The organism is Micromonospora sp. NPDC047527, assembly GCF_040643015.1.
GTDB lineage: Bacteria > Actinomycetota > Actinomycetes > Mycobacteriales > Micromonosporaceae > Micromonospora.
Window position 1 is genome coordinate 1 of sequence record NZ_JBEYTK010000012.1, and the last position, 24,739, is coordinate 24,739.

A 24,739-nucleotide genomic window follows, 5' to 3' on the forward strand; every position below is an offset into this window, starting at 1 on the left:
CCGGTTACATTCCGAACCCGGAAGCTAAGCCCTCCAGCGCCGATGGTACTGCACTCGTGAGGGTGTGGGAGAGTAGGACACCGCCGGACAATCTTTCCGTCAGGGCCACCCCTAGCAATGGGGGTGGCCCTGACGCGTATCCACATATAGAAGCGGGCCACCCCTCACCGGGTGGCCCGTTTCTGCGTTACCTCACCCCCACCCGGGGGTTGATCGACTCGATATCGCCGATGTGGGGGTGTCAGGTAGGCGGGTAACCGCCAGATCAGCGACACGGGGATCCACCGCATCAGGACCGCCGGCGCGCAGCTGGTCAGTCGCGGGTCTGCATATCGGCGCGGAGATCCCGCAGCAGGGCGCCAGCGTCGTTGACCGACCGCCCGGGGAACATGGCCATCACGACGCTGCCGTGGTCGGCCCAACCGCACACCGCGAAGTCGCCCCCCTCGCCGGTGGTGCTGCCGCACTTCATCACACCGCCGAGGTCGCCCGCGGGCACCTCGCGCAGGCCGGTCACCGCACCGGTCTCGTCGGACATTAGGCCGAAGAGGCTGTCCAGGTCGCGCTCCGGCTGCCACAGCAGGGTGGTGCCGCCGAAGATCAGCACGGACCGCTTGTCGTCGGCCGGATCGCGGTAGACCGTGCCGAAGCTGCGGTCCAGCTCGATGTCGGCGGCCAGGCCGCTGCGCAGGTAGTCAGCTGTGCTTTTCGCCCGCTCGCTGTCGTCCCGCGTCAACCCCGCCACCTGGTCGGGTGAGGTCAGCCGGGTGTCCTTCTGCTGCGCCACCCGCCACCCACCAACGGCCAGCGTGCCCGCACCCGCGAGGCCGACTGCCAGCGCGATCGCCCAACCGATCCGGCGACGCCGGGACCAGCCGCCCGAACGCTCGTCGGGCCCACCCCCGGTGTCCCGGGTGCTCAGCTGGATCGGCTCCTCGGTCAGCTCGACCGGCTCGCGACCGTCGTCGAGCGGGCGCTCAGTGAGATGTGCGTCGGACATAGCCGACACCGTACGCGAATGGCAGGTGGCGCACGTCGGGTCTGCGGAAGCCCTCCGTAGACTTGTCAGGTGACCGAGAGACTGGATGCCCGACGCCCCGACGCCCCGACCCTTGCCGGCCAGTACCTGCCCGGCGAGGTAGAGCAGCGACGGTACGAGCAGTGGGTAGCCGCCGGGCACTTCCGGGCCTCGGCGGACAGCGACAAGCCGCCCTTCACGATCGTCATCCCGCCGCCGAACGTCACCGGCTCGCTGCACATGGGTCACGCGTTCGAGCACACGCTCATGGACGCGTTGACCCGGCGTAAGCGGATGCAGGGCTTCGAGGCGCTGTGGCTGCCCGGTATGGACCACGCCGGCATCGCCACCCAGAACCTGGTCGAGCGTCAGCTCGCCGCCGAGGGTCTGTCTCGGCACGACCTGGGCCGGGAGAAGTTCGTCGAGCGGGTCTGGCAGTGGAAGGCCGAGTCCGGTGGGGCCATCCTGGGCCAGATGCGTCGCCTCGGCGACTCCGTCGACTGGGACCGCGAGCGCTTCACCATGGACGCGGGGCTGACCCGCGCCGTTCAGACGATCTTCAAGAAGCTCTTCGACGACGGTCTCATCTACCGGGCCAACCGGATCATCAACTGGTGTCCGCGCTGCCTCACCGCGCTCTCCGACATCGAGGTCGAGCACACCGACGACGACGGTGAGCTGATCTCCATCCGCTACAGCGACGAGGTCGTGGTGGCCACCACCCGGGCCGAGACGATGCTGGGCGACACCGCGGTGGCGGTGCACCCGGACGACGAGCGCTACCAGCACCTGATCGGCACCGAGGTCGAGTTGCCGCTCACCGGCCGCCGGATCCCGATCGTGGCCGACGCGCACGTCGACCCCTCCTTCGGCACCGGCATGGTCAAGGTGACGCCCGCCCACGACCCGAACGACTTCGAGATCGGCCAGCGCCACGACCTGCCCGCACTGACCGTGATGGACGAGCGCGGTGTGATCACTGTGCCCGGCCCGTTCGAGGGGCTGGACCGGTTCGAGGCGCGGCCCGCGATCGTGGCGGCGTTGCGCGAGCAGGGCCGGATCGTCGCCGAGAAGCGCCCGTACGTGCACGCGGTCGGGCACTGCTCGCGGTGCAAGACGACCGTCGAGCCGCGGCTGTCGTTGCAGTGGTTCGTCAACACTGCGCCGCTGGCCCAGGCGGCCGGTGACGCGGTCCGCGACGGCCGGGTTCGCATCGAGCCCGCCGAACTGGCTAAGCGCTACTTCGCCTGGGTCGACAACATGCACGACTGGTGCATCTCCCGCCAGCTCTGGTGGGGGCATCGCATCCCGGTCTGGTACGGCCCGCAGGGTGAGATCGTCTGCGTCGGCCCGGACGAGCAGCCGCCGACCGACGAGGGCTGGCACCAGGACGAGGATGTCCTCGACACCTGGTTCTCCAGCGGCCTGTGGCCGTTCTCCACCCTCGGCTGGCCGGAGCAGACTCCGGACCTGGCGAAGTTCTACCCGACCAGCGTGCTGGTCACCGGGTACGACATCCTGTTCTTCTGGGTCGCCCGGATGATGATGTTCGGCCTCTACGCGATGGACGGCCGGCCGCCCTTCGACGTGGTCGCGTTGCACGGCATGGTGCGTGACCAGTTCGGCAAGAAGATGTCGAAGTCGTTCGGCAACGTGGTCGACCCGCTGGACTGGATCGACCGGTACGGTGCCGACGCCACCCGGTTCACCCTGGCTCGGGGCGCGAACCCCGGTCAGGACGTTCCGGTCAGCGAGGAGTGGTGCCAGGGCTCGCGTAACTTCTGCAACAAGCTCTGGAACGCCACGCGGTTCGCGCTGATGAACGGCGCGCACACCACCGGTGACCTGCCCGCCGCCGAGCAGCTCTCCACCGTCGATCGGTGGATCCTGTCCCGGCTGGCGCACGTGACCGCCGAGGTCGACGAGCAGTTCGAGGCGTACGAGTTCGCGAAGGTGTGCGACCTGCTCTACCACTTCGCCTGGGACGACGTCTGCGACTGGTACGTCGAGTTGAGCAAGCCGGTGCTCGCCGAGGGCGGCGAGCGGGCCGAAGCCAGCCGACGGGTGCTCGGGCACGTGCTGGACCAGCTGCTGCGGCTGCTGCATCCGGTCATCCCGTTCGTCACCGAGGAGCTGTGGCTCGCGCTGACCGGCGGCGAGACGGTGCAGACCGCCGCCTGGCCGGTGGCCGACAGGTCGCTGGTCGACGACGCCGCCGAGGCCGAGCTGGTGAGTGTGCAGCGGGTGGTCACCGAGATCCGCCGGTTCCGTTCCGACCAGGGGTTGCGCCCGACGCAGCGGGTGGCCGCCCGCCTCGACGGGCTGACCGGTGCTGGCATCGCGGCTCACGAGCCGCTGATCCGGTCGCTGGTCCGGCTCGACCCGGCCGGCGACGACTTCCAGGCCAGCGCCACGCTGGCCATGCCCGGCGCGGTCGGTGTCGCGTTGGACACCCGGGGGTCGATCGATGTGGCCGCCGAGCGGGCTCGGCTGACCAAGGACCGCGCCGCAGCCGAGAAGGAGGTCGCGCAGGCTCGGGCGAAGCTCGACAACCCGGCCTTCATCGGCAAGGCCCCCGAGCCGGTGGTTGCCAAGATCCGCGACCGGCTCGCCACCGCCGAGGCCGATCTGGTCCGGATCGATGCTGCTCTGGAGACGCTTTCCTCGTGACCGACCGTACCGAATTCGCCGCCGCCGAGGCCGAGCTGGCCGCCCGCGGTTTCACCCGCATGGTCTTCGAGCTGGACCGCATCGAGTCACTGCTCGACCTGCTCGGCAGCCCGCAGCGGGCGTACCCGGCGATCCACCTGACCGGCACCAACGGCAAGACTTCCACCGCGCGCATGATCGACTCGCTGCTCCGGGCGTTCGGGCTGCACACCGGCAGGTACACCAGCCCGCACCTGGAGACCGTCCGGGAGCGGATCAGCCTGGACGGCGAGCCGGTCAGCGAGGAGCGGTTCGCCGCCGTGTACGGGGAGGTCAAGCCGCTGGCCGAGCTGGTCGACGCGCGCTCGGACGAACCGCTGACGTACTTCGACATGACCACGGCGCTGGCGTTCGCGACGTTCGCCGACGCGCCGGTCGACATCGCGGTGGTCGAGGTGGGGCTCGGCGGTGCCGAGGACGCCACCAACGTCATCCAGGCCGGGGTCTGCGTGATCACCCCGATCGGCCTGGACCACACCGAGTGGCTCGGCGACACGCTTCAGGACATCGCGCTCGCCAAGGCCGGCATCATCCACCCCGGCGCCACCGTGATCGCGGCGGCGCAGGAGGACGAGGCCGCGCGTCCCCTCCTCGAACGCTGCTCCGAGGTGGGCGCCACCATCGCCCGGGAGGGTGCCGAGTTCGGCGTGCTGAGCCGCGCGGTCGCGGTCGGCGGGCAGGTGCTCACCCTGCAGGGTCTCGGCGGCGTCTACGACGATGTGTTCATCCCGCTGCACGGCGCGCACCAGGCGCAGAACGCGGCGGTGGCGCTCGCCGCCGTGGAGGCGTTCCTGGGTGCCGGAACCCGACGGCAGCTCGACATCGAGGTGGTCCGGGAGGGCTTCGCGTCGACCAGCTCCCCGGGCCGGCTGGAGCGGGTGCGCAACGCCCCGACCATTCTGTTGGACGGCGCGCACAACCCGCACGGCATGAAGGCCACCGTCACCGCGCTGCAGGAGGAGTTCGCGTTCAGCAAGTTGGTGGCGGTTGTCGGCGTACTCGCCGACAAGGACGCCGAAGGTCTGCTGGAGCTGCTGGAACCGGTGGTCGACCAGGTCGTGGTCACCCGCAACAGTTCGCCACGGGCGATGCCGACGGCGGAACTCGCCGCGCTGGCCGCCGAGATCTTCGGCGAGGAACGGGTCGACGTCGCCGAGGAGATGCCGGACGCGATCGAGCTGGCGGTGGCGATGGCCGAGGAGGACGTCCCGGGTGAGCTCAGCGGGGTCGGAGTGCTGATCACGGGTTCGGTGGTCACGGTGGCGGACGCCCGACGGCTGCTGAAGCGATGACCGGCCCGGAGCGGGACCCCCGGACCGCGGAGCACCCATCGGCGGACCAGCACACCACCGCGCAGCCTGGGGCCGCGCAGCCCTCGGTGGAGCAGCCTGGGGCCGAGCAGCCTGGGGCCGAGCAGCTCGCGGCCGGACCGTCCGGGGAGCAGCCGACGGCCGGGCAGCCGCGCCGTTCCGGGTTGCGCAACCCGGAACGTGCGGTCCGTGGCCTGGGTGCCGGGACGCTCAGCCTGGAAGCGCTCGTGCTGCTGCTGGCCATCCAGCCGATCCGGGTGGTCGGCAGTGACTTCGGCGGTGCGGCGATCGGCGCGGTGGTGGCCCTTGCGGTGGCCGCCGTGCTGCTCGCCGGCATGATGCGCCGCCCCTGGGCCTGGCACGCCGGCACCGTGCTCCAGGGCCTGCTGCTGCTGGCCGGTCTGCTGCACTGGTCGCTGCTCGGGCTGGGCGTCATCTTCGCCCTGGTCTGGGCGTACGCGTTGCACGTCCGCCGGGTCATCCTCGGCTGACGCCCCACCCACCCCGCTCACGGAGACCCGCTGAGGGGGAGTGGGCCGGGTCAGGCGTCGGCGCGTTCCCGCCACTGGGTGAGGGCGATGCCGTGGCCGTCCGGGTCCCGGAAGGCCGCCGCCCACACCTCCAGCTTGCTGCCCCGGCTGATCACCCGGGGCGCGTACGTGAAGCGGACGCCGGAGTCGCGCATCCGCTCGTACGCCCCCTCGATGTTGTCCACCTCGAGGTTGACGTGCACCAGCCGGCGGCTGATCGGCGCCGCCTCGGTCAGCTCGCGCAGCACCAGCCGGGTCGTGCCGGAGGCGAGCACGGCGTTGCCGGTGCCCTGGTCGACCTCGGTGAAGCCGAGCCGGTCGCGGTAGAAGGTGAGCGACCGGGCCAGGTCGGTGACCAGCAGGGTGAGGCCGACCCCGCTGATCGGGCCGGCCGGGTCGGCGACGGCCGCGCCGTCGTACCCGAAGATCGCCTCGTCCAGTTCCTCGGCGGTGACGGTATCGCGGGCCGTTCCGCCGGTGGCCGGATCGTCCAGCGGCAGGTCCAGCGGGTCCAGTGGGTCTGTGGCGACCGGGCTGGTGCGCTGCGTGGGCGGCGGGTCGAAGCGCTGCGCGGTGGGCGGGTCGAGGTGTTCCTCCGCCGGTGCGGGCCGGTCGTCCTCCGGTGGGCGCGGCGCGGGGGTGGTGGCCCGTCGGGGCAGCCCGCCTCCGGCCTGCTGCTCGACCACGACGCCCTCCAGCACCACCCGACCGCTCGGGCTGTGGCTCATCACCACCGGCTCGTGCTCCTCCGCCGCGACGATGGCGTCGTCACGCAGCGGATCGGGGCCGTGCGGGTCCCGGAACGGGTCGCCGTGCGGGTCCCGGAACGGATCGCCACCGCGTGGGTCGCGGAACGGGTCGCCGTGGGGGTCGCGGTAGTCGTCGTCCCCGGGGTGGTCGGCCCATGGCGGGGCGTCCTGCTGGATCAGCACCTCGTCCACGGCGTCGACGTCGCCGAACTCCGGTGGGAGGTCGGCGACGGCCGCCGCCGTCTCGGCGTGGGTCAGCACCTCGTCCCACAGGACCTTGACGTGCCGCTGGTCGTCCAGCGCGACCCGGATCGGCAGGGTCTGACCCAACGACGGCCACTTGGAGACCGGCACCCGTGGCTCGATGATCTTCTTGGACCGGGGCGGCAGGCCCGGCGCGTCCAGCACCAGTTGCAGCTCGCAGCGGCCGAACGCGTACTGGGTGGGTGGTTCGGAGGCGCTGTGCACGTGGCCGACACCGACCACCCAGGTGCGCCCACCGCCGCGCACGGTGGCCAGCGCGATCGCCAGCACCAGCAGGGCGACCCCGAGCGCCACGATGGCCCAACTGGTCATGCCCAGCCCGAAGAGGACGACGAACGTGGCCACGGTGCCGAGCACCGTGCCAATCAACTTGCGTACCGGCGCGATGGGTCGGTTCCCGCCATTCGCCACAGTGGACCTCCCGGGGGTCAGGGCCAGGCTAGGCCGGATCGGCCGCCGGGGGAAAGACCGGCCGCCGCGCCGGCGCCGGGACCGGGTCGCTAGGCTGACCGTACCGAGCCCGAGCGTTCTGCGCGTACAGGAGGAACCCAGCGTGTCCAGCAACAGCCCGGAAGAGCGCAGCCTCGTTCTGATCAAGCCGGACGCGGTTCGCCGCGGTCTGGTCGGCGAGGTCCTCTCCCGCTTCGAGCGCAAGGGGCTGCGGATCGACGCGATGACGCACCGGACGATGGACGCGGCGCTCGCCGACGAGCACTACGCCGAGCACGTCGACAGGCCGTTCTACCCGCCGCTGAAGGACTTCATGACCAGCGGCCCGCTGATCGCCCTGGTGCTCTCCGGCGACCAGGTCATCGACGTGGTCCGTGGGCTGGTCGGCGCGACCGACGGCCGTAAGGCAGCCGCCGGCACCATCCGGGGCGACCTGTCGCTGTCCAACCGGGAGAACCTGGTGCACGCCTCCGACTCACCGGACAGCGCCAAGCGCGAGATCGCGCTCTGGTTCCCCGAGCTGGGCTGACCCGAGCTGTCGACCCCGAGCCCGTCGACCACGAGCCCGTCGACGCGGGCTCGCGGCGGCGGGCTCAGTCGACCGGCGGCAGCTTCGCCGGGTTGCCCACCACGTAGATCCCGGTGATCCGGCCGTCCGCCGCAGCGACGGTCATCGTGTAGCGGTCGCCGTTCGGGCGGGTGAGCAGGGCGGCGGGTTCGCCGTTCAACTCCAGCCGCCGCACCGCCCATTCGCGGTCCGGGCCGTAGATCCCGGCGAAGAACCGGGCGACCCGGTCGGCGCCGCTGACCGGGTTGCGGGCGGCCTGCACCCGACCGCCGCCGTCGTTCCACGCCGTGGCGTCTGCGGCGACCAGGCCGGTCAGCGTCGCCAGGTCCCCGTTCCGAGCGGCGGCCAGGAACGCCTCCAACAGTCGTTCCCGCTCCGGCCTGCTGGCGGTGAACCGACGCCGCTCCTGGCGTACCCGGGTGACCGCCCGGTGGTGCAGTTGCCGACAGTCCTCGGGCGTCCGGTCCAGGATCTCGGCGATCTCCGCGTACGGCAGTTCGAACGCGGTGTGCAGGACGTACACCGCGCGTTCCGGCGGGGTGAGCCGCTCCAACACGTGCAGCAGGGCGGTGGACAGCGAGTCGCGCAGCTCCGCGCGCTCCAGCGGCCCGAACGGCGAGGGCTCGGTCGGCACGGGCTCGGGCAGCCACGGCCCGACGTACGTCTCGCGGGTCGCCTGCCGCGCCCGCAGCCGGTCCAGGGCCAGCCGGGTCACGACCCGGGACAGGTAGCGGCGCGGCTCGGCCACCGTCGAGCGGTCCACGCCCAACCAACGCAGGTACGCCTCCTGGAGCACGTCCTCGGCGTCGTACCGGCTGCCGAGCAGGCGGTACGCCAGCCCGAGCAGCATCGGCCGGTGCGCCTGAAGCGCACCGGCCGCCTGCGTCGCCTCGGTCGTCACACCTGCGCCGGGAGCTCCGTGCGCGTGGTGATCGCCACTCGGTTCCATACGTTGATTGTGGCAATCGCGAGGACCAGGTCCGCCAGCTCCTTCTCCGACCACACCTTCGCGGCGGCGTCCCAGACATCGTCCGGTACCCCGTGGTCGCCGAGGCGGGTCACCGCGTCGGTGAGCGCCAGCGCAGCGCGCTCCCGCTCGTCGAAGAAGGGCGCCTCGCGCCAGGCGGCCACCGCGAACAGCCGCCGGCTCGACTCGCCGGCAGCGAGCGCGTCCCGGCTGTGCATGTCCACGCAGAAGGCGCAGCCGTTCAAGATCGACGCCCGCATCTTGACCAGCTCGAGGACGGTGTGGTCGACGTTCGTCTGGACGTACTTCTCCAGGCCCAGCACGGCCCGGTATCCCTGCGGCGCTACCTCGGCCGCGTTCATCCGCTGCATGACTACCTCCTGGTCGGTTTTGACACCGACACGACGGACCGACCGGGGTACGCCGTGACAGTTCCGGCTGTGATCCCGGTCATGTGGGTCGGGTGGGCTCAGCCGCGATCCGCTGACCGTCCACTCGAAACTGTCGGGGGCGTGCCGTCCGGACAACCGGCGTTCCGACCCACGTCACCCGTGCCGCCGGTCGCGGCCACCTCCCCCCACCCCTCCCCGGGTGATCATGAAGTTGTTGCCACGACTCGCCGTCACGGCGGGCAATAACTTCATGATCAACGGGGCGAGGTGGGGTGGGGTGGGGATAGTCGGGGGCGGGGAGGGCGGGAGGTCTTGTATCGTTGACGGTCGTAAGGCGATGACCCGGCTATCACCGGTGAGCCTCCGGAAGAACAGCCGGGTCACCGGCCCAGTAGAACCGGACGGGTCCGGCCCGTCACAGCCGGCCAATGAGCGGGCGGTCGCACGTTGACCGCCAAGCGGGGTGGTACCGCGGACCACCGGGAGCGCTGTTTCAGGCGTACCCCGGAAGGTTCGTCCTCGCAGACCCACGTTGAGTGAGCTGCGCGAGGAGAGCGACCCCCGATGGCCTATCCGTTGCACGACCCGACCGCCGCCGGTGTCCCGGCGAGCCCGGACCTGCCCGCGGTCGAGCGCCGGGTGCTGGAGCACTGGACGGCCGACAAGACCTTCGAGGCGTCCGTCGAGGCTCGCCCGGCCGGTGACGACGGCAAGAACGAGTACGTCTTCTACGACGGTCCGCCGTTCGCCAACGGCCTGCCGCACTACGGCCACCTCTTCACCGGGTACGTCAAGGACGTGGTGCCGCGCTACCAGACCATGCGCGGTCGGCACGTCGAGCGGCGCTTCGGCTGGGACTGTCACGGCCTGCCCGCCGAGGTGGTGGCCGAGAAGCAGCTCGGCATCACCAGCAAGGCGGAGATCATCGACCTGGGCGTGGCCCGGTTCAACGACGCCTGTCGCGCCTCGGTGCTGGAGTTCACCCAGGACTGGGAGCGGTACATCAACCGGCAGGCCCGGTGGGTCGACTTCGCCAACGACTACAAGACCCTCGACCTGGACTACATGGAAAGCGTCATGTGGGCCTTCAAGACCCTGCACGACAAGGGTCTGATCTACGAGGGCTTCCGGGTGCTGGCGTACTGCTGGCGCTGCGAGACGCCGCTGTCGAACACCGAGACGCGGATGGACGACGTCTACCGGGACCGGCACGACCCGACGCTTACCGTGTGGTTCGAGCTGACCGCCGACGAGTCCGCCCCGGAGCTGGTCCGCGGGCCGGTCAAGCTCGGCGTCTGGACGACCACGCCGTGGACCCTGCCGTCGAACCTGGCGCTCGCCGTCGGCCCCGACATCGAGTACGCGGTGCTGGAGCGCGACGGCGAACGTTACGTCGTGGGCGCGGCGCGGGTGGCCGCGTACGCCAAGGAGCTGGAGGGCTACGAGCAGGTCGGCACTGTGTACGGCCGGGACCTGGTCGGACGCCGCTACACGCCGCTGTTCGACTTCCTCGTCGAGCAGGCGGGCGAGAACGCCTACCAGGTGCTCGGCGCGGAGTTCGTCACCACCGAGGACGGCACCGGGATCGTGCACCTCGCGCCGGCCTTCGGCGAGGACGACCAGAACGTCTGCAACGCCGCCGGCATCCCCACCATCGTCACTGTCGACGACCACACGCGGTTCACCGCGCTGGTCCCGCCGTACCAGGGTGAGCAGGTCTTCGACGTCAACAAGCCGGTGATCCGGGAGCTCAAGGAGCGGGGGGTGGTGCTCAAGCAGGACACCTACACCCACTCGTACCCGCACTGCTGGCGCTGCGACACCCCGCTCGTCTACAAGGCGGTGTCGTCGTGGTTCGTCGCCGTGACGCAGTTCCGGGACCGGATGGTCGAGCTGAACCAGGAGATCAACTGGACGCCCGGCCACATCAAGGACGGCTCGTTCGGCAAGTGGCTGGCGAACGCCCGCGACTGGTCGATCAGCCGCAACCGGTTTTGGGGCTCGCCGATCCCCGCGTGGAAGTCCGACGACCCGAACTACCCGCGCCTGGACGTCTACGGCTCGCTCGCCGACATCGAACGGGACTTCGGCGTACGCCTGACCGACCTGCACCGGCCGGCGGTGGACGACCTGGTCCGCCCCAACCCGGACGACCCGACCGGCAAGTCGATGATGCGCCGGGTGCCGGAGGTGCTGGACTGCTGGTTCGAGTCCGGGTCGATGCCGTTCGCCCAGGTGCACTACCCGTTCGAGAACGCGGACTGGTTCGAGCACCACTACCCGGGTGACTTCATCGTCGAGTACATCGGGCAGACCCGCGGCTGGTTCTACACCATGCACGTGCTGGCCACCGCGCTGTTCGACCGGCCGGCGTTCCGTAACTGCCTCAGCCACGGCATCCTGCTCGGCTCGGACGGGCGCAAGATGTCCAAGAGCCTGCGCAACTATCCGGACGTCTACCACGTCTTCGACGCGTACGGCTCGGACGCGATGCGCTGGATGCTGATGTCCTCGCCGGTGCTGCGCGGCGGGGACATGGCGGTCACCGAGGCGGGCATCCGCGACGCCGTCCGGCAGGTGCTGCTGCCGCTGTGGAACGTCTGGTACTTCTTCTCGCTCTACGCCAACGCCGACGGGCACACCGCTCGTCGCCGTTCCGACTCGACGCACCTGCTCGACCGGTACGTGCTGGCGAAGACGAACGAGTTGGTGTCGACGGTCGGCGCGCAGATGGACGCGTACGACATCTCCGGCGCGTGCGCCACCGTCCGGTCCTACCTGGACGCGCTGACCAACTGGTACGTGCGCCGGTCCAGGGACCGCTTCTGGGCCGGCGACGCCGACGCGTTCGACACGCTCTGGACCGTGCTGGAGACGCTCTGCCGGGTGGTGGCGCCGCTGGCGCCGCTGACCGCGGAGGAGATCTGGCGGGGGTTGACCGGGGAGCGCTCGGTGCACCTGACCGACTTCCCGTCGGCGGAGGAGTTTCCCGCTGACCACGAGTTGGTCGCCGCGATGGACGCCACCCGGGCGGTCGCCTCGGCGGCGCTGTCGCTGCGCAAGGCCAAGGGGCTGCGGGTGCGTCTGCCGCTGTCCAGGCTGGTCGTGGCCTCGCCGGCGGCGGAGCAGTTGCGCCCGTTCGCCGACCTGGTCACCGACGAGGTCAACGTGAAGGCCGTCGAGTTCAGCGCGGACCTGGCCGAGTACTGCCAGCAGGTGCTGACCGTGGTGCCCCGGGTGCTCGGCCCACGCGTCGGCAAGCAGGTCCAGCAGGTGATCAAGGCGGTCAAGGCGGGCGACTGGGAGCTGGTCGACGGCGCCCCGGTGGCCGCTGGCGTCACCCTGGCCGAGGGCGAGTACGAGCTGCGTCTCGTCGCCGCAGACGCCGAGCACTCGGCGCCGCTGCCCGGCGCTGAGGGCGTGGTCGTGCTGGACACCGAGGTCACCCCGGAGTTGGCCGCCGAAGGGCTGGCCCGCGACGTGGTGCGGGTGGTGCAGCAGGCCCGCCGCGACGCCGACCTGAACGTCTCGGACCGGATCGTGGTGTCGGTGTCGGCGTCGGAGGAGGTGCGCGCGGCGGTGGCCGCGTACGGCGACTTCGTGGCCGGTGAGGTGCTGGCCGACTCGGTCGACTTCGCCGAGGGCCTCGACGGCTTCGCCGGTGAGGTCGGCGAGGGCGACCGGGTGACGGTGGTCGTCCGCCGGGTGTAACGACCGTCGTCAGGGTGCGGACGCCTCACCACCTCCGTCCGGGGGGTGTGGAGGCGTCCGCTACCGTGACACCGCCTGTTCGTACCTGATCCCGCCGGAGGACCAGTGCCCCTGCTCTACACCATCGGCAAGCTCACCGTGGCGCCCACGCTGCGGTTGGCGTTCCGCCCGACCGTGGAAGGGCTGGAGCACGTGCCGGAGAGCGGCGGCGCGGTCTTCGCCGGCAACCATCTCTCGGTCGCCGACGAGCTGTTCCTCGGCACGGTGGTGCCCCGCCACCTGGCGTTCTGGGCGAAGTCGGAATATTTCAAGGGCACCGGTGTGAAGGGCGCGATCTCCAAGTTCGTCCTCACCGGCCTGGGTGCCATCCCGGTCGAGCGGGCCGGCGGGCGGGCGGCACTGTCCGCGTTCGACGCCGCGATCCCGGCGCTCAAGGGCGGTGACCTGGTGGCCGTCTACCCGGAGGGCACCCGCTCACCGGACGGCAGGCTCTACCGGGGGCGGACCGGCGCGGCCCGCCTGGCGATCTCCGCCGGTGTGCCGATCATCCCGGTCGGCATGATCGGCACGGACAAGGCGCAGCCGATCGGCGCCCGGGTGCCGCGCCCCGGCACCGCCAAGATCACGATCCGGTTCGGCAAGCCGCTGGACTTCACCGGCCGCCCGGACGACCGGGCCTCGCTGCGGCAGATGACCGACGAGCTGATGAGCGAGATCCAGAAGCTCACCGGCCAGGAGTACGTGCCGCGCTACGCCCCGCCGCGCGCCCACCCCGACCCGACCCACGACGCCTGACCCGCCACCCCCGCCCCCCCCGCCCCGCAACGGGTGATCAAGAGGTTTGCGTCATCGCGGAGGCGGGTTCTGACCGATACCTCTTGATCACCGTCGGCGCAGGGCTCACGCCTTGGGTTGGACGATCTCGTTGCGCAGGGTGGACAGCAGGTCGGCGCTGTCGGCGACGGAGAGCCGGGTGAACACGCCGGTCGCGATGCTGCCGTGGTCGACCGAGGTGCAGACCACCACGTCGGCACCGGCGGACCGGCCGACCGCGCAGCGCTCGTGCCGGCCCCGTACGCCGGTCTTCACCGTCTCGGGGGCGTCCAGCGCGTAGCGGTCACTGAGCCGGGTGATCTCCGCTTCCGCGTCCGCCTCTGGGGTCAGTCGGAAGCCGGTGCCGCCGAACACCGTCACCCGCTTGCCGTCCTTCGTGCCGTAGACGCCGGCGAACGTGTCCTCGGCCAGCCAGTACTCCTGGCGTACCTCGCCCTCCAGTTCGCGGGCGGTCTGGGCGCTGCCGTCGTCCTGACGCAGGCTCAGGTCGGCCACCCGCTCGGGTAGCGCCGCGCGGGCCGGGTACTGGGCCGAGATCGGGAACCCGTAGTAGGCGGGGCAGCCGCAGCAGCAAGCCAGGGTGAGCAGCAGCAGCCACGGCCAGCGGCGACGTCGCCGTACCGGCACCGGCACGTACCCCTTCGGGGCCTGCCAGCCCGGCGGCGGCACCGGTGGTGGTGCCATCGGCGGCGCGGCCGACCGCCGGCCCCGGCGCTGCTTGGGCGGTCGGGGCGGTGCCGGGGCCGGTGCGGGCGGCGACATGGGTCGGCTCGGCATCATGGGCCCGGCGGCCTGCGGTGGTCGGGGTGCGGCCTGCGGTGGCATCGGAGGGGCCGGCGGCGACACCGGATGCGACCCGACCGAGGGAGCGGGCGGACCGGACCACTGCCGGGTCGCCGGCGGCATCGGGTAGTCCAACGTCGGCGGCATCGGGGGCAACTCGGCGGACGGCAGGTCCCAGCCGCCGGTGTCCACACCGGCCCACGGGTCGACCGGCGTCTGGTGCTCCGGCGATGCGACGGGCACGGGCGGCGGCGGAGTCGGCTCGGCCGACTCGCCCCAGGCGCGCCGACGCGGCAACGGCGGCGGCACCGGCGCCGAGCCGCTCCACCGGGGCGCGGGGACCTCGGCGGCGGCCTCGGGCTGCTGCGACGGCTCCAGGGCTGTGGGCTGCGCCGATGGTTCCGGCTGGTCCGATGGTTCCGGCTGGTTTGGGGGTTCCGGCTGGTTCGGCGGTACGGGTGGGGAGGTCGGCTCGTCGGCGACCGCCGGACCCTGGTCCGGCTCCGCGCCCGGGGTGTTCCCGTCGGCCGGCCGTGCTCCCGGCTGGGGCTCCGGCATCGCGGCAATCTCCTCTCGCGCCGGTCCGAGGTTAGTACCGCGTCGCCACCGCCGCCGCGCGGGCGTCGAGGCACGCGCGGGCGTCGAGGCACGCGCGGGCGTCGAGGCAGCGGTGCGGTGAGGCAGGGGTGCGGCGGGCGTGCTCGGTGCATCGGTGCGTCGTGGCGGCGTCCGCGCGGTCGCCGCCGGGCGGGCGCGTACCCTTGGGCATCATGAGTGCCCCGTCCACGACGCCGCGCGCGGCCGCGACCAATTCCGTCTGGCCCCGGCTGGAGCCGCTGCTCCCTCAGGTCTCCAAGCCCATCCAGTACGTCGGCGGTGAGCTGGGCGCGGTGGTCAAGGACTGGGATGCGGCGACGGTGCGCTGGGCGCTGATGTATCCCGACGCGTACGAGGTGGGCCTGCCCAACCAGGGCGTGCAGATCCTCTACGAGGTGCTCAACGAGCTGCCCGACACCCTCGCCGAGCGGACGTACGCGGTCTGGCCGGACCTGGAGACCCTGATGCGCACGCACAGCGTGCCGCAGTTCACGGTCGACGCGCACCGGCCGGTGCGGGACTTCGACGTGTTCGGCATCTCGTTCTCCACCGAGCTGGGCTACACCAACCTGCTCACCGCGATCGACCTGGCCGGCATTCCGATGCTGGCCGCCGACCGCACCGACGCGGACCCGGTGATCGTGGCCGGTGGGCACGCGGCGTTCAACCCGGAGCCGATCGCCGACTTCATCGACGCCGCCGTGCTCGGTGACGGCGAGGAGGCCGTCCTGGAGATCACCGCGATCGTCCGGGAGTGGAAGGCCGAGGGCTCCCCGGGTGGCCGCGACGAGCTGCTGCTGCGGCTGGCCCGCACCGAGAGCGTGTACGTGCCGCGCTTCTACGACGTCGACTACCTCCCCGACGGGCGCATTCAGCGGGTCGTGCCGAACCGGGCGGATGTGCCGTTCCGGGTGCACAAGCGCACGACGATGGACCTGGACGCGTGGCCGTACCCGAAGAAGCCCCTCGTGCCGCTGGCCGAGACGGTGCACGAGCGGTACGCGGTGGAGATCTTCCGGGGTTGCACCCGGGGCTGCCGCTTCTGCCAGGCCGGCATGATCACCCGCCCGGTGCGGGAACGCTCGATCACCACCGTGGGGCAGATGGTCCAGCAGGGGCTGGAGTTCTCCGGCTTCTCCGAGGTGGGCCTGCTGTCGCTGTCGTCGGCCGACCACTCCGAGATCGGCGACATGTGCTCCGGCCTGGCCGAGCAGTACGCGGGCACCAACGTGTCGCTGTCGCTGCCGTCGACGCGGGTGGACGCCTTCAATATCGACCTCGCCCAGGAGTTGTCCCGCAACGGGCGGCGGACGGGTCTGACCTTCGCTCCGGAGGGCGGGTCGGAGCGGATCCGCAAGGTCATCAACAAGATGGTGTCGAAGGAAGACCTGATCCGCACCGTCGTCACCGCGTACAGCAACGGCTGGCGGCAGGTGAAGCTCTACTTCATGTGCGGCCTGCCCACCGAGACCGACGAGGACGTCCTCGAGATCGCCGACATGGCCCACGAGGTGATCAAGGCCGGTCGGGCCGCCACCGGCTCCAAGGACATCCGCTGCACGGTCTCCATCGGCGGGTTCGTGCCGAAGCCGCACACCCCGTTCCAGTGGGCTGCCATGGAGCGCCCGGAGGTCATCGACCACCGGCTCAAGATCCTCAAGCAGGCGATCAACTCGGACCGATCGCTGGGCCGGGCCATCGGCTACCGCTACCACGACGGCGAGCCGTCACTGATCGAGGGCCTGCTCTCCCGGGGTGACCGCCGGGTCGGCTCGGTGATCCGCAAGGTGTGGGAGAACGGCGGCCGGTTCGACGGGTGGAGCGAGCACTTCTCCTACCAGCGCTGGGTGGACGCCGCGGCCGAGACGCTGCCCGCGTTCGGGGTGGACCTCGACTGGTACACGACCCGTCAGCGTGAGGAGCTGGAGGTCCTGCCCTGGGACCACCTGGACTCGGGCCTGGACAAGGACTGGCTCTGGCAGGACTGGCAGGACTCGGTGAGCGGCTTCGAGCAGGACGACTGCCGCTGGACCCCGTGCTTCGACTGCGGCGTCTGCCCGTCGATGGACACCGAGATCCAGATCGGCCCCACCGGCAAGAAGCTCCTCCCCCTAACCCCCCTGAAGAGCCTGAAAACCCCCACCGCGTAGCCCCGGCCGGCCCGCCCGCCCCAGCCCGCGTTGATCATGAAGTTGTTGCCTGCGGCACCGCGTGTCGCCGACAATAACTTCATGATCAACGGTTTCTGAGTTCCGAGGAGCGAGACGATCAGTAAGAAACCACAGCCGGAGGGTGGGCAGGCGCCGATCGTCCAGCGCGTCCGCATCCGGTACGCCAAGCGCGGGCCGCTGCGGTTCACCTCACACCGGGACTTCGCCCGCGCCTTCGAACGCGCCCTGCGTCGGGCCGCCGTACCGATCGCCTTCTCCCAGGGCTTCACCCCGCACCCGAAGATCTCCTACGCCAGCGCGGCGCCCACCGGCGTGGCCAGCGAGGCGGAGTACCTGGAGATCGGCCTCCAGGCGCCGGTCGACCCGGAGGCGCTGCGCGCCGCGCTGGACGCCGCGCTCTCGCCCGGGTTGGACGTGCTGGAGGCGGTGATCGCCGACGGTGGCAACCTGCCGGACCGGATCGAGGCATCGCACTGGCACATCGTGCTGCCCGAGGTCGACCCCGCTGTGCTGCGCGCCGCCGTGGACGCCTTCAGCGCCGCCGACGAGGTGCTGGTCGAGCGGATGACCAAGCAGGGCCGACGGACCTTCGACGCTCGCGCGGCCGTTATATCAATCGATGTCATGGCGTCGACGGAGACGCCTTCCGGGGCGCCGGCCGTACCGTGTGCGATACTCGAACTGGTCGTGCGGCAGGTCACCCCGTCCGTACGGCCCGATGACGTCCTTTCCGGCCTCCGCGTGGTGGCCGACCTGGAGCCGCCGGTCTCGCCGAGGGTGACCCGGCTGGCTCAGGGCACGTTGACCGCGCAGGGTGCGATCGTGGATCCGTTGGATGCGGACCGCGGCGGGGCAGCCATCGTTGGGCATTGACCGACGGTCAGTGCTCTGGCAGGCAGACTTCGGCGGTCGCGCACCACGCGCGCCCGGCGGAAACACTTTTGCGGCAACCCTGCGTGGCAGCGCTCACCCGCGCCCGGGGCAGCCAGAACTGGAGAACGTCCATGCTCGAGAACGAGCCCGAGGGCGGCGAACGGACCGGCTCACAGCCGGCCGGTGACACCGCTGACCAGAGCACCACCGACGGCCTTTCCGCCACGGCCGCCGGCTCGGCACCGCTGGAGCCGACGGGTGCGCAGAGCACTGAGCCAGCCGGTGCGCAGAGCACTGAGCCAGCCGGTGCGCAGAGCACTGAGCCAGCCGGTGCGCAGAGCACTGAGCCAGCCGGTGCGCAGAGCGCCGAGCCCGCAGCCCCGGTGCGGCGTGCCCGGACGACCCGTCGTCGGGCCGCGCCGCTCAGCCAGCCGGAGCAGACCGACGCGCCGGTCGAGGCGTCCACCGGCGGGACGGGCAGCGCCGAGTCGCCGCAGGCGGAGGTCCTCGCCCCGATCTCCGGCGACCAGGACGTAGCCCCGAAGACCCCCCGGCGCCGCCGCAAGGCCACCGCGGTCGAGACGACCGCCGCGGAACCGCTGGTCGCGGCCACCGCCGAGGAGGCGTCCGCCGAGGTGGTGCCCCCGGTCAAGGTGACGCGTACGCGGCGGAAGAAGGCCACGCCGGCAGCCGTCGAGGAACCCGCAGCCGTCGAGGAGCCGCCCGCCGTCGAGGAGCCGCCCGCCGAGGCGGAGCCTGTCGAGGAGCCGGCCGTCGAGACGCTGGCGGAGTCGGACCTGCGCGAGGCGGAAGCCGAGCTGAACGAGGCGGAGATCGACGCCACCGCCGAGCCGACCCGGACCAGTGGTGCCCAGGCGGGTTCCGGCGACGTACCGCCCGGGGTTTCTGTTGCCAACGTGGCGGAAGAGCCGATCGAGCCGGCCGAGGTCATCGAGCCGGAGCAGCCGCGGACCCGGCGTCGGCGTGCGGCGCTCTCCGCGCCCACCGTGCTGTTCATGGCGCCGCAGCCGGACGCCGTGCCGGTGACCCGGCCGGTGGAGCCCGCCCCGGTCGCCGAGGAACTGGCCGTCGAGGCCGAGCCGTCCCGTCGTCGGCGGCGCGGTCGCCGCGACGTCGAGCCGGTGGAGCCGGTCGAGGCCGTCGAGGCCGAGGAGGAGCCCGTCGAGGAGGCCGACGAGGTCGCCGAGGCGGATGAGGACGACGAGGACAGCGCCGCCGCGCGTCGCCGCCGCCGGCGTGGTCGCCGTGGCCGTGGCCGGGGCAAGGGCGGGGCCGACGACGCCGAGGACGAGGACTCCGAGGAGGCGCAGGCCGAGGAGGAGGAGACCGCCGAGGCCGAGGGTGACGAGGACGAGGAGTCCGAGGGCGGGGACGGGCTGACCCGCCGCCGTCGGCGTCGTCGTCGCCGGGGCGCCGGTGACACCGAGGGTGCCGCCGACGACGGCGTGCCCACCGTGGTCAAGATCCGTGAGCCGCGCCGTACTGTCGACGAGGTCCAGGGTGTGTCCGGCTCGACCCGGCTGGAGGCCAAGCGCCAACGTCGCCGGGACGGCCGGGAGCAGCGGCGTACCCGGCCGCCGATCCTCAGTGAGTCGGAGTTCCTGGCTCGCCGGGAGGCGGTCGACCGGGTGATGGCGGTCCGGCAGCGCGGTGACCGCACCCAGATCGCCGTCCTGGAGGACGGGGTGCTGGTCGAGCACTACGTCACCCGCAACTCCTCCGGCACGATGGCCGGCAGCGTCTACCTGGGCAAGGTGCAGAACGTGCTGCCCAGCATGGAGGCGGCGTTCGTCGACGTCGGCCGGGGCCGCAACGCGGTGCTGTACGCCGGCGAGGTCAACTGGGACACCTCCGGGCTGGAGGGCCGCGCCCGCTCGATCGAGCAGGCGCTGCGCTCCGGCGACTCGGTGCTGGTGCAGGTCACCAAGGACCCGATCGGCCACAAGGGCGCCCGGCTGACCAGCCACATCGCGCTCTCCGGCCGGCACCTGGTCTACGTGCCCAACGGCAACGCCTCCGGGATCAGCCGGAAGCTGCCGGACAACGAGCGCAAGCGGCTGCGCGACGTACTCAAGAAGTTGGTCCCGGACGGCGCCGGCGTGATCGTCCGTACGGCGGCCGAGGGCGCCAGCGAGGACGAGCTGGCGCGCGACGTCAAGCGGCTCCAGGCGCAGTGGGAGGACATCCAGGCCAAGGCCGCCGAGGGTGGCGCCCCGGTGCTGCTCTACGAGGAGCCCGACCTGGTCATCCGGGTGGTCAGGGACCTGTTCAACGAGGACTTCCGCGAGCTGGTGATCGAGGGCGAGCAGTCGTACGGCATGGTCGAGTCGTACCTGTCGCACGTCTCTCCGGACCTGGTCGACCGGGTACGCCGGCACGTCGGCACGAGTGACATCTTCGCCGAGTACCGGATCGACGAGCAGATCATCAAGGGCCTGGACCGCAAGGTGTTCCTGCCGTCGGGCGGCTCGCTGGTGATCGACAAGACCGAGGCCATGACGGTCGTCGACGTCAACACCGGCAAGTACACCGGCTCCGGGGGCAACCTGGAGGAGACGGTCACCCGGAACAACCTGGAGGCGGCGGAGGAGATCGTCCGCCAGCTCCGGCTGCGTGACATCGGCGGCATCGTGGTGATCGACTTCATCGACATGGTGCTGGAGTCGAACCGTGAGCTGGTGCTGCGCCGGCTCACCGAGTGCCTGGGCCGGGACCGCACCAAGCACCAGGTCACCGAGATCACCTCGCTCGGCCTGGTGCAGATGACCCGTAAGCGGATCGGCGCGGGCCTGCTGGAGGCGTTCAGCGAGACCTGTGAGTGCTGCAAGGGTCGGGGCGTCATCATCCACACCGAGCCGGTGCCGGAGAAGCCCCGCACCGGTGGGGCGGGTGAGAAGGTCAAGGCCGTCGCCTCGTCGGCCCCGGTGGCCGCCGCCCCCGCCGCCGAGCAGGGCACCGCGTCCTCCCGCCGCCGGGCGCGCAAGAGCGCCCCGGCCGAGCGGGCGGTGGTCGAGGTCGTCGACACCGACACCGACACCAGCGCCGAGCCGGACGCCGACTACCAGGACACCATGGGCTACGACCTGTCCCGCTACGAGTCGGACGCCGCCGCCGGGCCGGCGGTCACCGACAGCCAGCAGGGCGAGTCGGCCCGGCTGGCCGCGGCGGACGACCCGGACGCGCTCGCCGACGGCGACGCCGACGAGGAGAGCAGCGAGGGTGGCTCAGGGCGTCGCCGCTCCCGGCGCGGTGGCACCCGCCGGCGGACCCGCCCCTGACCCGCATCATGTTTGACGAGGTCCCTTCTCCGGCAATCTGGCGGGGGAGGGACCTCGCCGTTCCGGCCCACCAGGCCGCTCCCGGTCAGGAGGAGAGGATGCGTCGCCTGCTCGCCGTAACCGTGCTGGTCAGCGCGCTCGCCGCTGGGGCGGGTTGCGCCGCCGACCGGCCGGTCGGCGAGGGCACGGCCGGTGCGACCACCGGGGGGTCCGGCCCGACGGCGGCCGGGCCCGGGGGAGCTTCCGCCGGGTCGAGCGGTACGCCCGGGGTGGGCGACGCGCAGGTGTGCGCCGAGGCGCGGCGGGCCGGCGAGACCGCCCTACGGGTGTACGTGGAGGAGTTGGGCCGGATGGTGGCGGCGGTGGGTGCCGGCGACAGCGCCACGGCCGAGGCGGCCCGCGCGAGAGCCGAGGCGGCGCTGGCGCTCTGGCGTACCGCGCTGCGGGAGCAGTCGGCCCGAGCCGTCGATCCGCAGCTCAAGGCACTGCTCACCGACATCGGCACCGAGGCCGCCGCGCTCGGCGCCGACGTCGAGTCGATCGACGAAACCGAACTCGACCGGCTCCAGCAGCGCCTCGACCAGCTCTGCGCACGCTGAACAGGGCGGGCCGGTTTGGGGTCCGGGCCGGCCATGGCGTACTCTTGCCTGCGGCGCACCTTTGGTGTGCTGAGTTCCCGTGTGCCCGCGCCGCCGTGCACTGCTACCCGGCGAGCCGCCGCGGGGACGACCGCCAGCAGCCTCAACGACAGGGAGTCCGCCTCCGATGTACGCGATCGTCAAGACCGGCGGCAAGCAGTACAAGGTCGCCGAGGGCGACGTGATCGAGGTCGAGAAGCTCACCGGTGCTCCCGGTGACGCGGTGAAGCTCACCGCGGTGCTCCTCGTCGACGGTGACGACCTGGTGACCGACGCGGCGAAGCTTGCCGAGGTCGCGGTGTCCGGCGAGATCGCCGCGCACACCAAGGGCCCGAAGATCCGGATCCACAAGTTCAAGAACAAGACCGGCTACCACAAGCGCCAGGGTCACCGCCAGCCGTTGACCCAGGTCAAGGTGACCGGCATCTCCAGCGGGAAGTAGGTCGTCCTCCAATGGCTCACAAAAAGGGTGCGTCCAGCTCGCGTAACGGTCGTGACTCCGCGGCCCAGCGACTCGGCGTGAAGCGCTTCGGTGGTCAGGTTGTCAGCGCCGGTGAGATCCTCATCCGGCAGCGTGGCACCAAGTTCCACCCCGGTGACCTGGTCGGCCGTGGCGGCGACGACACGCTGTTCGCGCTGTCCGCCGGTGCGGTCCTGTTCGGCACCAAGCGCGGTCGTAAGACCGTCAGCATCGTTCCTCAGCAGTAGTTTTCAGGCTTTGCGGGCCGCGGACCTCCGGGTCCCGGCCCGCTTCGCTTTTTCGAAGTGCGGGGTCGACCCTCGCTGGAAGGATTGACGCCGTGGCGACGTTCGTTGACCGGGTCGTGCTGCATTTGCAGGCCGGCGATGGCGGGCACGGGTGTGTCTCGATCCACCGCGAGAAGTTCAAGCCGTTCGGCGGACCGGACGGCGGCAACGGCGGGCACGGCGGCAGCGTGTCGCTGGTGGTCGACCCGCAGGTGACCACGCTGCTGGACTTCCACTTCCACCCGCACGTCAAGGCCGACAACGGCAAGGGCGGCGCCGGGTCGAACCGGGACGGGGCCAACGGCCGCAACCTGGTGCTCAAGGTGCCCAACGGCACCGTGGTGCAGACCACCGACGGCACCGTGCTGGCCGACATGGTCGGCGCCGGCACCACCTTCGAGGTGGCCCGCGGTGGGCGCGGTGGGCGGGGCAACGCCTCGCTGGCCAACGCCAAGCGCAAGGCTCCTGGCTTCGCCGAGTTGGGGGAGCCCGGCGACCAGTTGGACATCGTGCTGGAGCTCAAGAGCGTCGCCGACGTGGGTCTGGTGGGCTTCCCGTCGGCCGGCAAGTCGTCGCTGATCTCGGTGATCTCCGCCGCGAAGCCGAAGATCGCCGACTATCCGTTCACCACCCTCGTGCCCAACCTCGGTGTGGTCCGGATGGACAACCACACCTTCACCGTCGCCGACGTGCCGGGTCTGATCCCCGGCGCGGCCACCGGCAAGGGGCTGGGCCTGGAGTTCCTGCGACACATCGAGCGCTGCGCGGTGCTGGTGCACGTCATCGACTCGGCGACCCTGGAGCCCGGCCGTGACCCGGTCGCCGACATCGACGCCATCGAGGCCGAGCTGAGCCAGTACGGCGGGCTGACCGACCGGCCGAGGCTGGTGGCGGTCAACAAGGTCGACGTGCCGGACGGCCGGGACCTGGCCGAGATCGTGCGGCCGGACCTGGAGGAGCGCGGCTACCGGGTGTTCGAGGTCTCCGCGGCCACCCGCGAAGGGCTCAAGGAGCTGACGTACGCGATGGCCGAGCTGGTCGACGCGGAGCGTAAGGCCGCGCCGCCGGCAGAGCCGACCCGGATCGTGATCCGGCCGATGGCCGTGGACGACGACGGCTTCACCATCACGGCCGAGACGGACGGCTCGTTCACCGTCCGGGGCGTTCGGCCGGAGCGGTGGGTCAAGCAGACCAACTTCGACAACGACGAGGCGGTCGGCTACCTGGCCGACCGGCTTGCCCGGCTCGGTGTCGAGGACAAGCTCGCCAAGGCCGGCGCCCAGCCCGGTGACCTGGTTCGGATCGGTGTGCGGGAGTTCGACTGGCAGCCGACGCTCCACGCCGGCGTGGAGTTCGTGCCCGGCAACCGGGGCACCGACATCCGGCTGGAGGAGAAGTCGAACCGGGCCTCGGCGGCGGACCGGCTCGCCGCGCGCAAGGCCCGCCGGGTGCGTTCGGCGGACGAGGTGGGCGCGGACGCCTCCGACGATGACGTCGACGACGACATCGAGGACGACGCCGAGTAGCCCGTTGCGCTCCGTGATCGGGTTGACTGCTGGAAACCTCCGCGAAATCCATCCGGCCTAACGTCGGGTGATGCTGATCGAGTCCCGGCCCGCCACCGATCCCGAGATCGCCACCCTGGTCATCGCCCAGCAGCGTGAGCTGCGTGCGGCCGATGGCGGGCTGGACGGGCAGGTCACCATCACCCACGACGACATCCGCTACCTGGCGGTGGTGGCGAACGGTCAGGCGGTCGCCTGCGGCGGCCTCCAGTCGCTCGACGCCGCCACCGGCGAGATCAAGCGGATGTACGTCCGACCGGCGCACCGGGGGCGGGGGATCGCCCGCCAGTTGCTCGCCGCGCTGGAGGAGTTGGCGTTCCGGCAGGGCCACTCGGTGGTCTGCCTGGAGACCGGCACGTACCTGCCCGCGGCCCTCGGGTTGTACGCCTCGTGCGGGTACGACCGGATCCCGGTGTACGGCGAGTACGTGGGTAACCCGTACAGCGTCTGCTTCGCCAAGCGGTTGCCGGTCGCGGCCTGACGGCTACGGCGGTCGCCAGGATCTCCACCTCCTGCACGGGTTCAGCGACGCGCTGATACCCGTGCCGGTGTGGCCGTGAAACC

Annotated in this window: 19 protein-coding genes and 1 rRNA gene; 15 read left to right on the forward strand and 5 right to left on the reverse strand. The window is 71.5% G+C overall.

Annotated elements, in window-relative coordinates:
- A 5S ribosomal RNA gene (gene rrf / locus ABZ808_RS29350) occupies positions 1-89 on the forward strand; the annotation flags it as partial.
- Positions 90-313: 224 nt separating this feature from the next.
- Here rrf and ABZ808_RS29355 read toward each other — a convergent pair.
- Positions 314-1,000, reverse strand: a complete 687-nt coding sequence (locus ABZ808_RS29355; RefSeq protein ID WP_357012603.1) for a hypothetical protein — start codon at positions 998-1,000, stop codon at positions 314-316.
- 69 nt (positions 1,001-1,069) lie between these two features.
- On the opposite strand from ABZ808_RS29355, the gene ABZ808_RS29360 reads away from it, so the two are divergent.
- The 3 genes from ABZ808_RS29360 to ABZ808_RS29370 are packed head-to-tail and all read left to right on the forward strand — an operon-like array spanning position 1,070 to position 5,528.
- On the forward strand, positions 1,070-3,688 hold the full coding sequence (locus ABZ808_RS29360; RefSeq protein WP_357012604.1) for a valine--tRNA ligase: 2,619 nt from the start codon (positions 1,070-1,072) through the stop codon (positions 3,686-3,688).
- Complete coding sequence (locus ABZ808_RS29365; protein ID WP_357012606.1) at positions 3,685-5,019, forward strand: folylpolyglutamate synthase/dihydrofolate synthase family protein; 1,335 nt, start codon at positions 3,685-3,687, stop codon at positions 5,017-5,019. Before ABZ808_RS29360 ends, ABZ808_RS29365 begins: the two co-directional genes overlap by 4 nt.
- Positions 5,016-5,528 (forward strand): DUF4233 domain-containing protein, encoded by a 513-nt coding sequence (locus ABZ808_RS29370; RefSeq protein WP_357012607.1) that lies wholly within the window; start codon positions 5,016-5,018, stop codon positions 5,526-5,528. The genes ABZ808_RS29365 and ABZ808_RS29370 overlap by 4 nt, the downstream gene beginning before the upstream one ends.
- Before the next feature lie 50 nt (positions 5,529-5,578).
- Here the strand turns inward: ABZ808_RS29370 and ABZ808_RS29375 are convergent, their stop codons facing one another.
- On the reverse strand, positions 5,579-6,991 hold the full coding sequence (locus ABZ808_RS29375; RefSeq protein WP_357012609.1) for a VOC family protein: 1,413 nt from the start codon (positions 6,989-6,991) through the stop codon (positions 5,579-5,581).
- Positions 6,992-7,133: 142 nt separating this feature from the next.
- Here ABZ808_RS29375 and ndk point away from each other — a divergent pair, with 142 nt between their 5' ends.
- Entirely contained in the window at positions 7,134-7,559 is a 426-nt protein-coding gene (ndk, locus tag ABZ808_RS29380) for a nucleoside-diphosphate kinase (RefSeq protein ID WP_357012610.1), read from the forward strand.
- 64 nt (positions 7,560-7,623) lie between these two features.
- Here the strand turns inward: ndk and sigJ are convergent, their stop codons facing one another.
- Positions 7,624-8,499: an RNA polymerase sigma factor SigJ gene (gene sigJ, locus ABZ808_RS29385; protein WP_357012612.1), complete on the reverse strand. Its 876-nt coding sequence runs from the start codon at positions 8,497-8,499 to the stop codon at positions 7,624-7,626.
- Complete coding sequence (locus ABZ808_RS29390) at positions 8,496-8,936, reverse strand: carboxymuconolactone decarboxylase family protein (RefSeq protein ID WP_357012614.1); 441 nt, start codon at positions 8,934-8,936, stop codon at positions 8,496-8,498. The genes sigJ and ABZ808_RS29390 overlap by 4 nt, the downstream gene beginning before the upstream one ends.
- Positions 8,937-9,521: 585 nt before the next feature.
- Between ABZ808_RS29390 and ileS the strand changes: the two genes are divergently transcribed.
- Together ileS and ABZ808_RS29400 are read left to right on the forward strand one after the other, a co-directional pair.
- Complete coding sequence (gene ileS / locus ABZ808_RS29395) at positions 9,522-12,668, forward strand: isoleucine--tRNA ligase (protein WP_357012615.1); 3,147 nt, start codon at positions 9,522-9,524, stop codon at positions 12,666-12,668.
- Positions 12,669-12,773: 105 nt separating this feature from the next.
- A complete protein-coding gene (locus ABZ808_RS29400) occupies positions 12,774-13,463 on the forward strand; it encodes a lysophospholipid acyltransferase family protein (RefSeq protein WP_357012616.1) in 690 nt (229 codons plus the stop codon).
- Between the two features lie 105 nt (positions 13,464-13,568).
- Here the strand turns inward: ABZ808_RS29400 and ABZ808_RS29405 are convergent, their stop codons facing one another.
- Positions 13,569-14,843 carry a hypothetical protein gene (locus tag ABZ808_RS29405; protein ID WP_357012617.1) on the reverse strand — a complete coding sequence of 425 codons (1,275 nt, stop codon included), beginning with the start codon at positions 14,841-14,843 and terminating at the stop codon, positions 13,569-13,571.
- A gap of 212 nt (positions 14,844-15,055) precedes the next feature.
- On the opposite strand from ABZ808_RS29405, the gene ABZ808_RS29410 reads away from it, so the two are divergent.
- The 8 genes from ABZ808_RS29410 to ABZ808_RS29445 all read left to right on the forward strand — a co-directional run bounded on the left by ABZ808_RS29410 (position 15,056) and on the right by ABZ808_RS29445 (position 24,656).
- A complete protein-coding gene (locus ABZ808_RS29410) occupies positions 15,056-17,032 on the forward strand; it encodes a TIGR03960 family B12-binding radical SAM protein (RefSeq protein WP_357012618.1) in 1,977 nt (658 codons plus the stop codon).
- Between the two features lie 174 nt (positions 17,033-17,206).
- The gene (locus ABZ808_RS29415; protein ID WP_357012713.1) at positions 17,207-17,926 is read left to right on the forward strand and encodes a TIGR03936 family radical SAM-associated protein; all 720 of its coding nucleotides are present in this window, start codon (positions 17,207-17,209) and stop codon (positions 17,924-17,926) included.
- A gap of 131 nt (positions 17,927-18,057) precedes the next feature.
- A complete protein-coding gene (locus ABZ808_RS29420; protein ID WP_357012620.1) occupies positions 18,058-21,225 on the forward strand; it encodes an Rne/Rng family ribonuclease in 3,168 nt (1,055 codons plus the stop codon).
- A gap of 98 nt (positions 21,226-21,323) precedes the next feature.
- The gene (locus tag ABZ808_RS29425; RefSeq protein WP_357012621.1) at positions 21,324-21,824 is read left to right on the forward strand and encodes a hypothetical protein; all 501 of its coding nucleotides are present in this window, start codon (positions 21,324-21,326) and stop codon (positions 21,822-21,824) included.
- 166 nt (positions 21,825-21,990) lie between these two features.
- Positions 21,991-22,305: a 50S ribosomal protein L21 gene (gene rplU, locus ABZ808_RS29430; RefSeq protein WP_007464063.1), complete on the forward strand. Its 315-nt coding sequence runs from the start codon at positions 21,991-21,993 to the stop codon at positions 22,303-22,305.
- A gap of 11 nt (positions 22,306-22,316) precedes the next feature.
- The gene (gene rpmA / locus ABZ808_RS29435; protein WP_074313740.1) at positions 22,317-22,571 is read left to right on the forward strand and encodes a 50S ribosomal protein L27; all 255 of its coding nucleotides are present in this window, start codon (positions 22,317-22,319) and stop codon (positions 22,569-22,571) included.
- A 92-nt stretch (positions 22,572-22,663) separates the two neighbouring features.
- Positions 22,664-24,136 (forward strand): GTPase ObgE, encoded by a 1,473-nt coding sequence (gene obgE, locus ABZ808_RS29440; protein ID WP_357012622.1) that lies wholly within the window; start codon positions 22,664-22,666, stop codon positions 24,134-24,136.
- Positions 24,137-24,206: 70 nt separating this feature from the next.
- Positions 24,207-24,656, forward strand: coding sequence for a GNAT family N-acetyltransferase (locus ABZ808_RS29445; RefSeq protein ID WP_357012623.1), 450 nt, complete (start codon positions 24,207-24,209; stop codon positions 24,654-24,656).
- Positions 24,657-24,739 lie beyond the last annotated feature (83 nt).

Excerpts from the sequence above, each read along its gene's own strand:
- ABZ808_RS29425 (WP_357012621.1), top strand. The coding sequence starts at position 21,324 with ATGCGTCGCCTGCTCGCCGTAACCGTGCTGGTCAGCGCGCTCGCCGCT.
- ABZ808_RS29405 (WP_357012617.1), bottom strand. The coding sequence starts at position 14,843 with ATGCCGGAGCCCCAGCCGGGAGCACGGCCGGCCGACGGGAACACCCCG.
- ABZ808_RS29410 (WP_357012618.1), top strand. The coding sequence starts at position 15,056 with ATGAGTGCCCCGTCCACGACGCCGCGCGCGGCCGCGACCAATTCCGTC.
- ABZ808_RS29445 (WP_357012623.1), top strand. The coding sequence starts at position 24,207 with ATGCTGATCGAGTCCCGGCCCGCCACCGATCCCGAGATCGCCACCCTG.
- ABZ808_RS29420 (WP_357012620.1), top strand. The coding sequence starts at position 18,058 with ATGCTCGAGAACGAGCCCGAGGGCGGCGAACGGACCGGCTCACAGCCG.
- rpmA (WP_074313740.1), top strand. The coding sequence starts at position 22,317 with ATGGCTCACAAAAAGGGTGCGTCCAGCTCGCGTAACGGTCGTGACTCC.
- ABZ808_RS29370 (WP_357012607.1), top strand. The coding sequence starts at position 5,016 with ATGACCGGCCCGGAGCGGGACCCCCGGACCGCGGAGCACCCATCGGCG.
- ABZ808_RS29390 (WP_357012614.1), bottom strand. The coding sequence starts at position 8,936 with ATGCAGCGGATGAACGCGGCCGAGGTAGCGCCGCAGGGATACCGGGCC.
- ileS (WP_357012615.1), top strand. The coding sequence starts at position 9,522 with ATGGCCTATCCGTTGCACGACCCGACCGCCGCCGGTGTCCCGGCGAGC.
- rplU (WP_007464063.1), top strand. The coding sequence starts at position 21,991 with ATGTACGCGATCGTCAAGACCGGCGGCAAGCAGTACAAGGTCGCCGAG.
- ABZ808_RS29355 (WP_357012603.1), bottom strand. The coding sequence starts at position 1,000 with ATGTCCGACGCACATCTCACTGAGCGCCCGCTCGACGACGGTCGCGAG.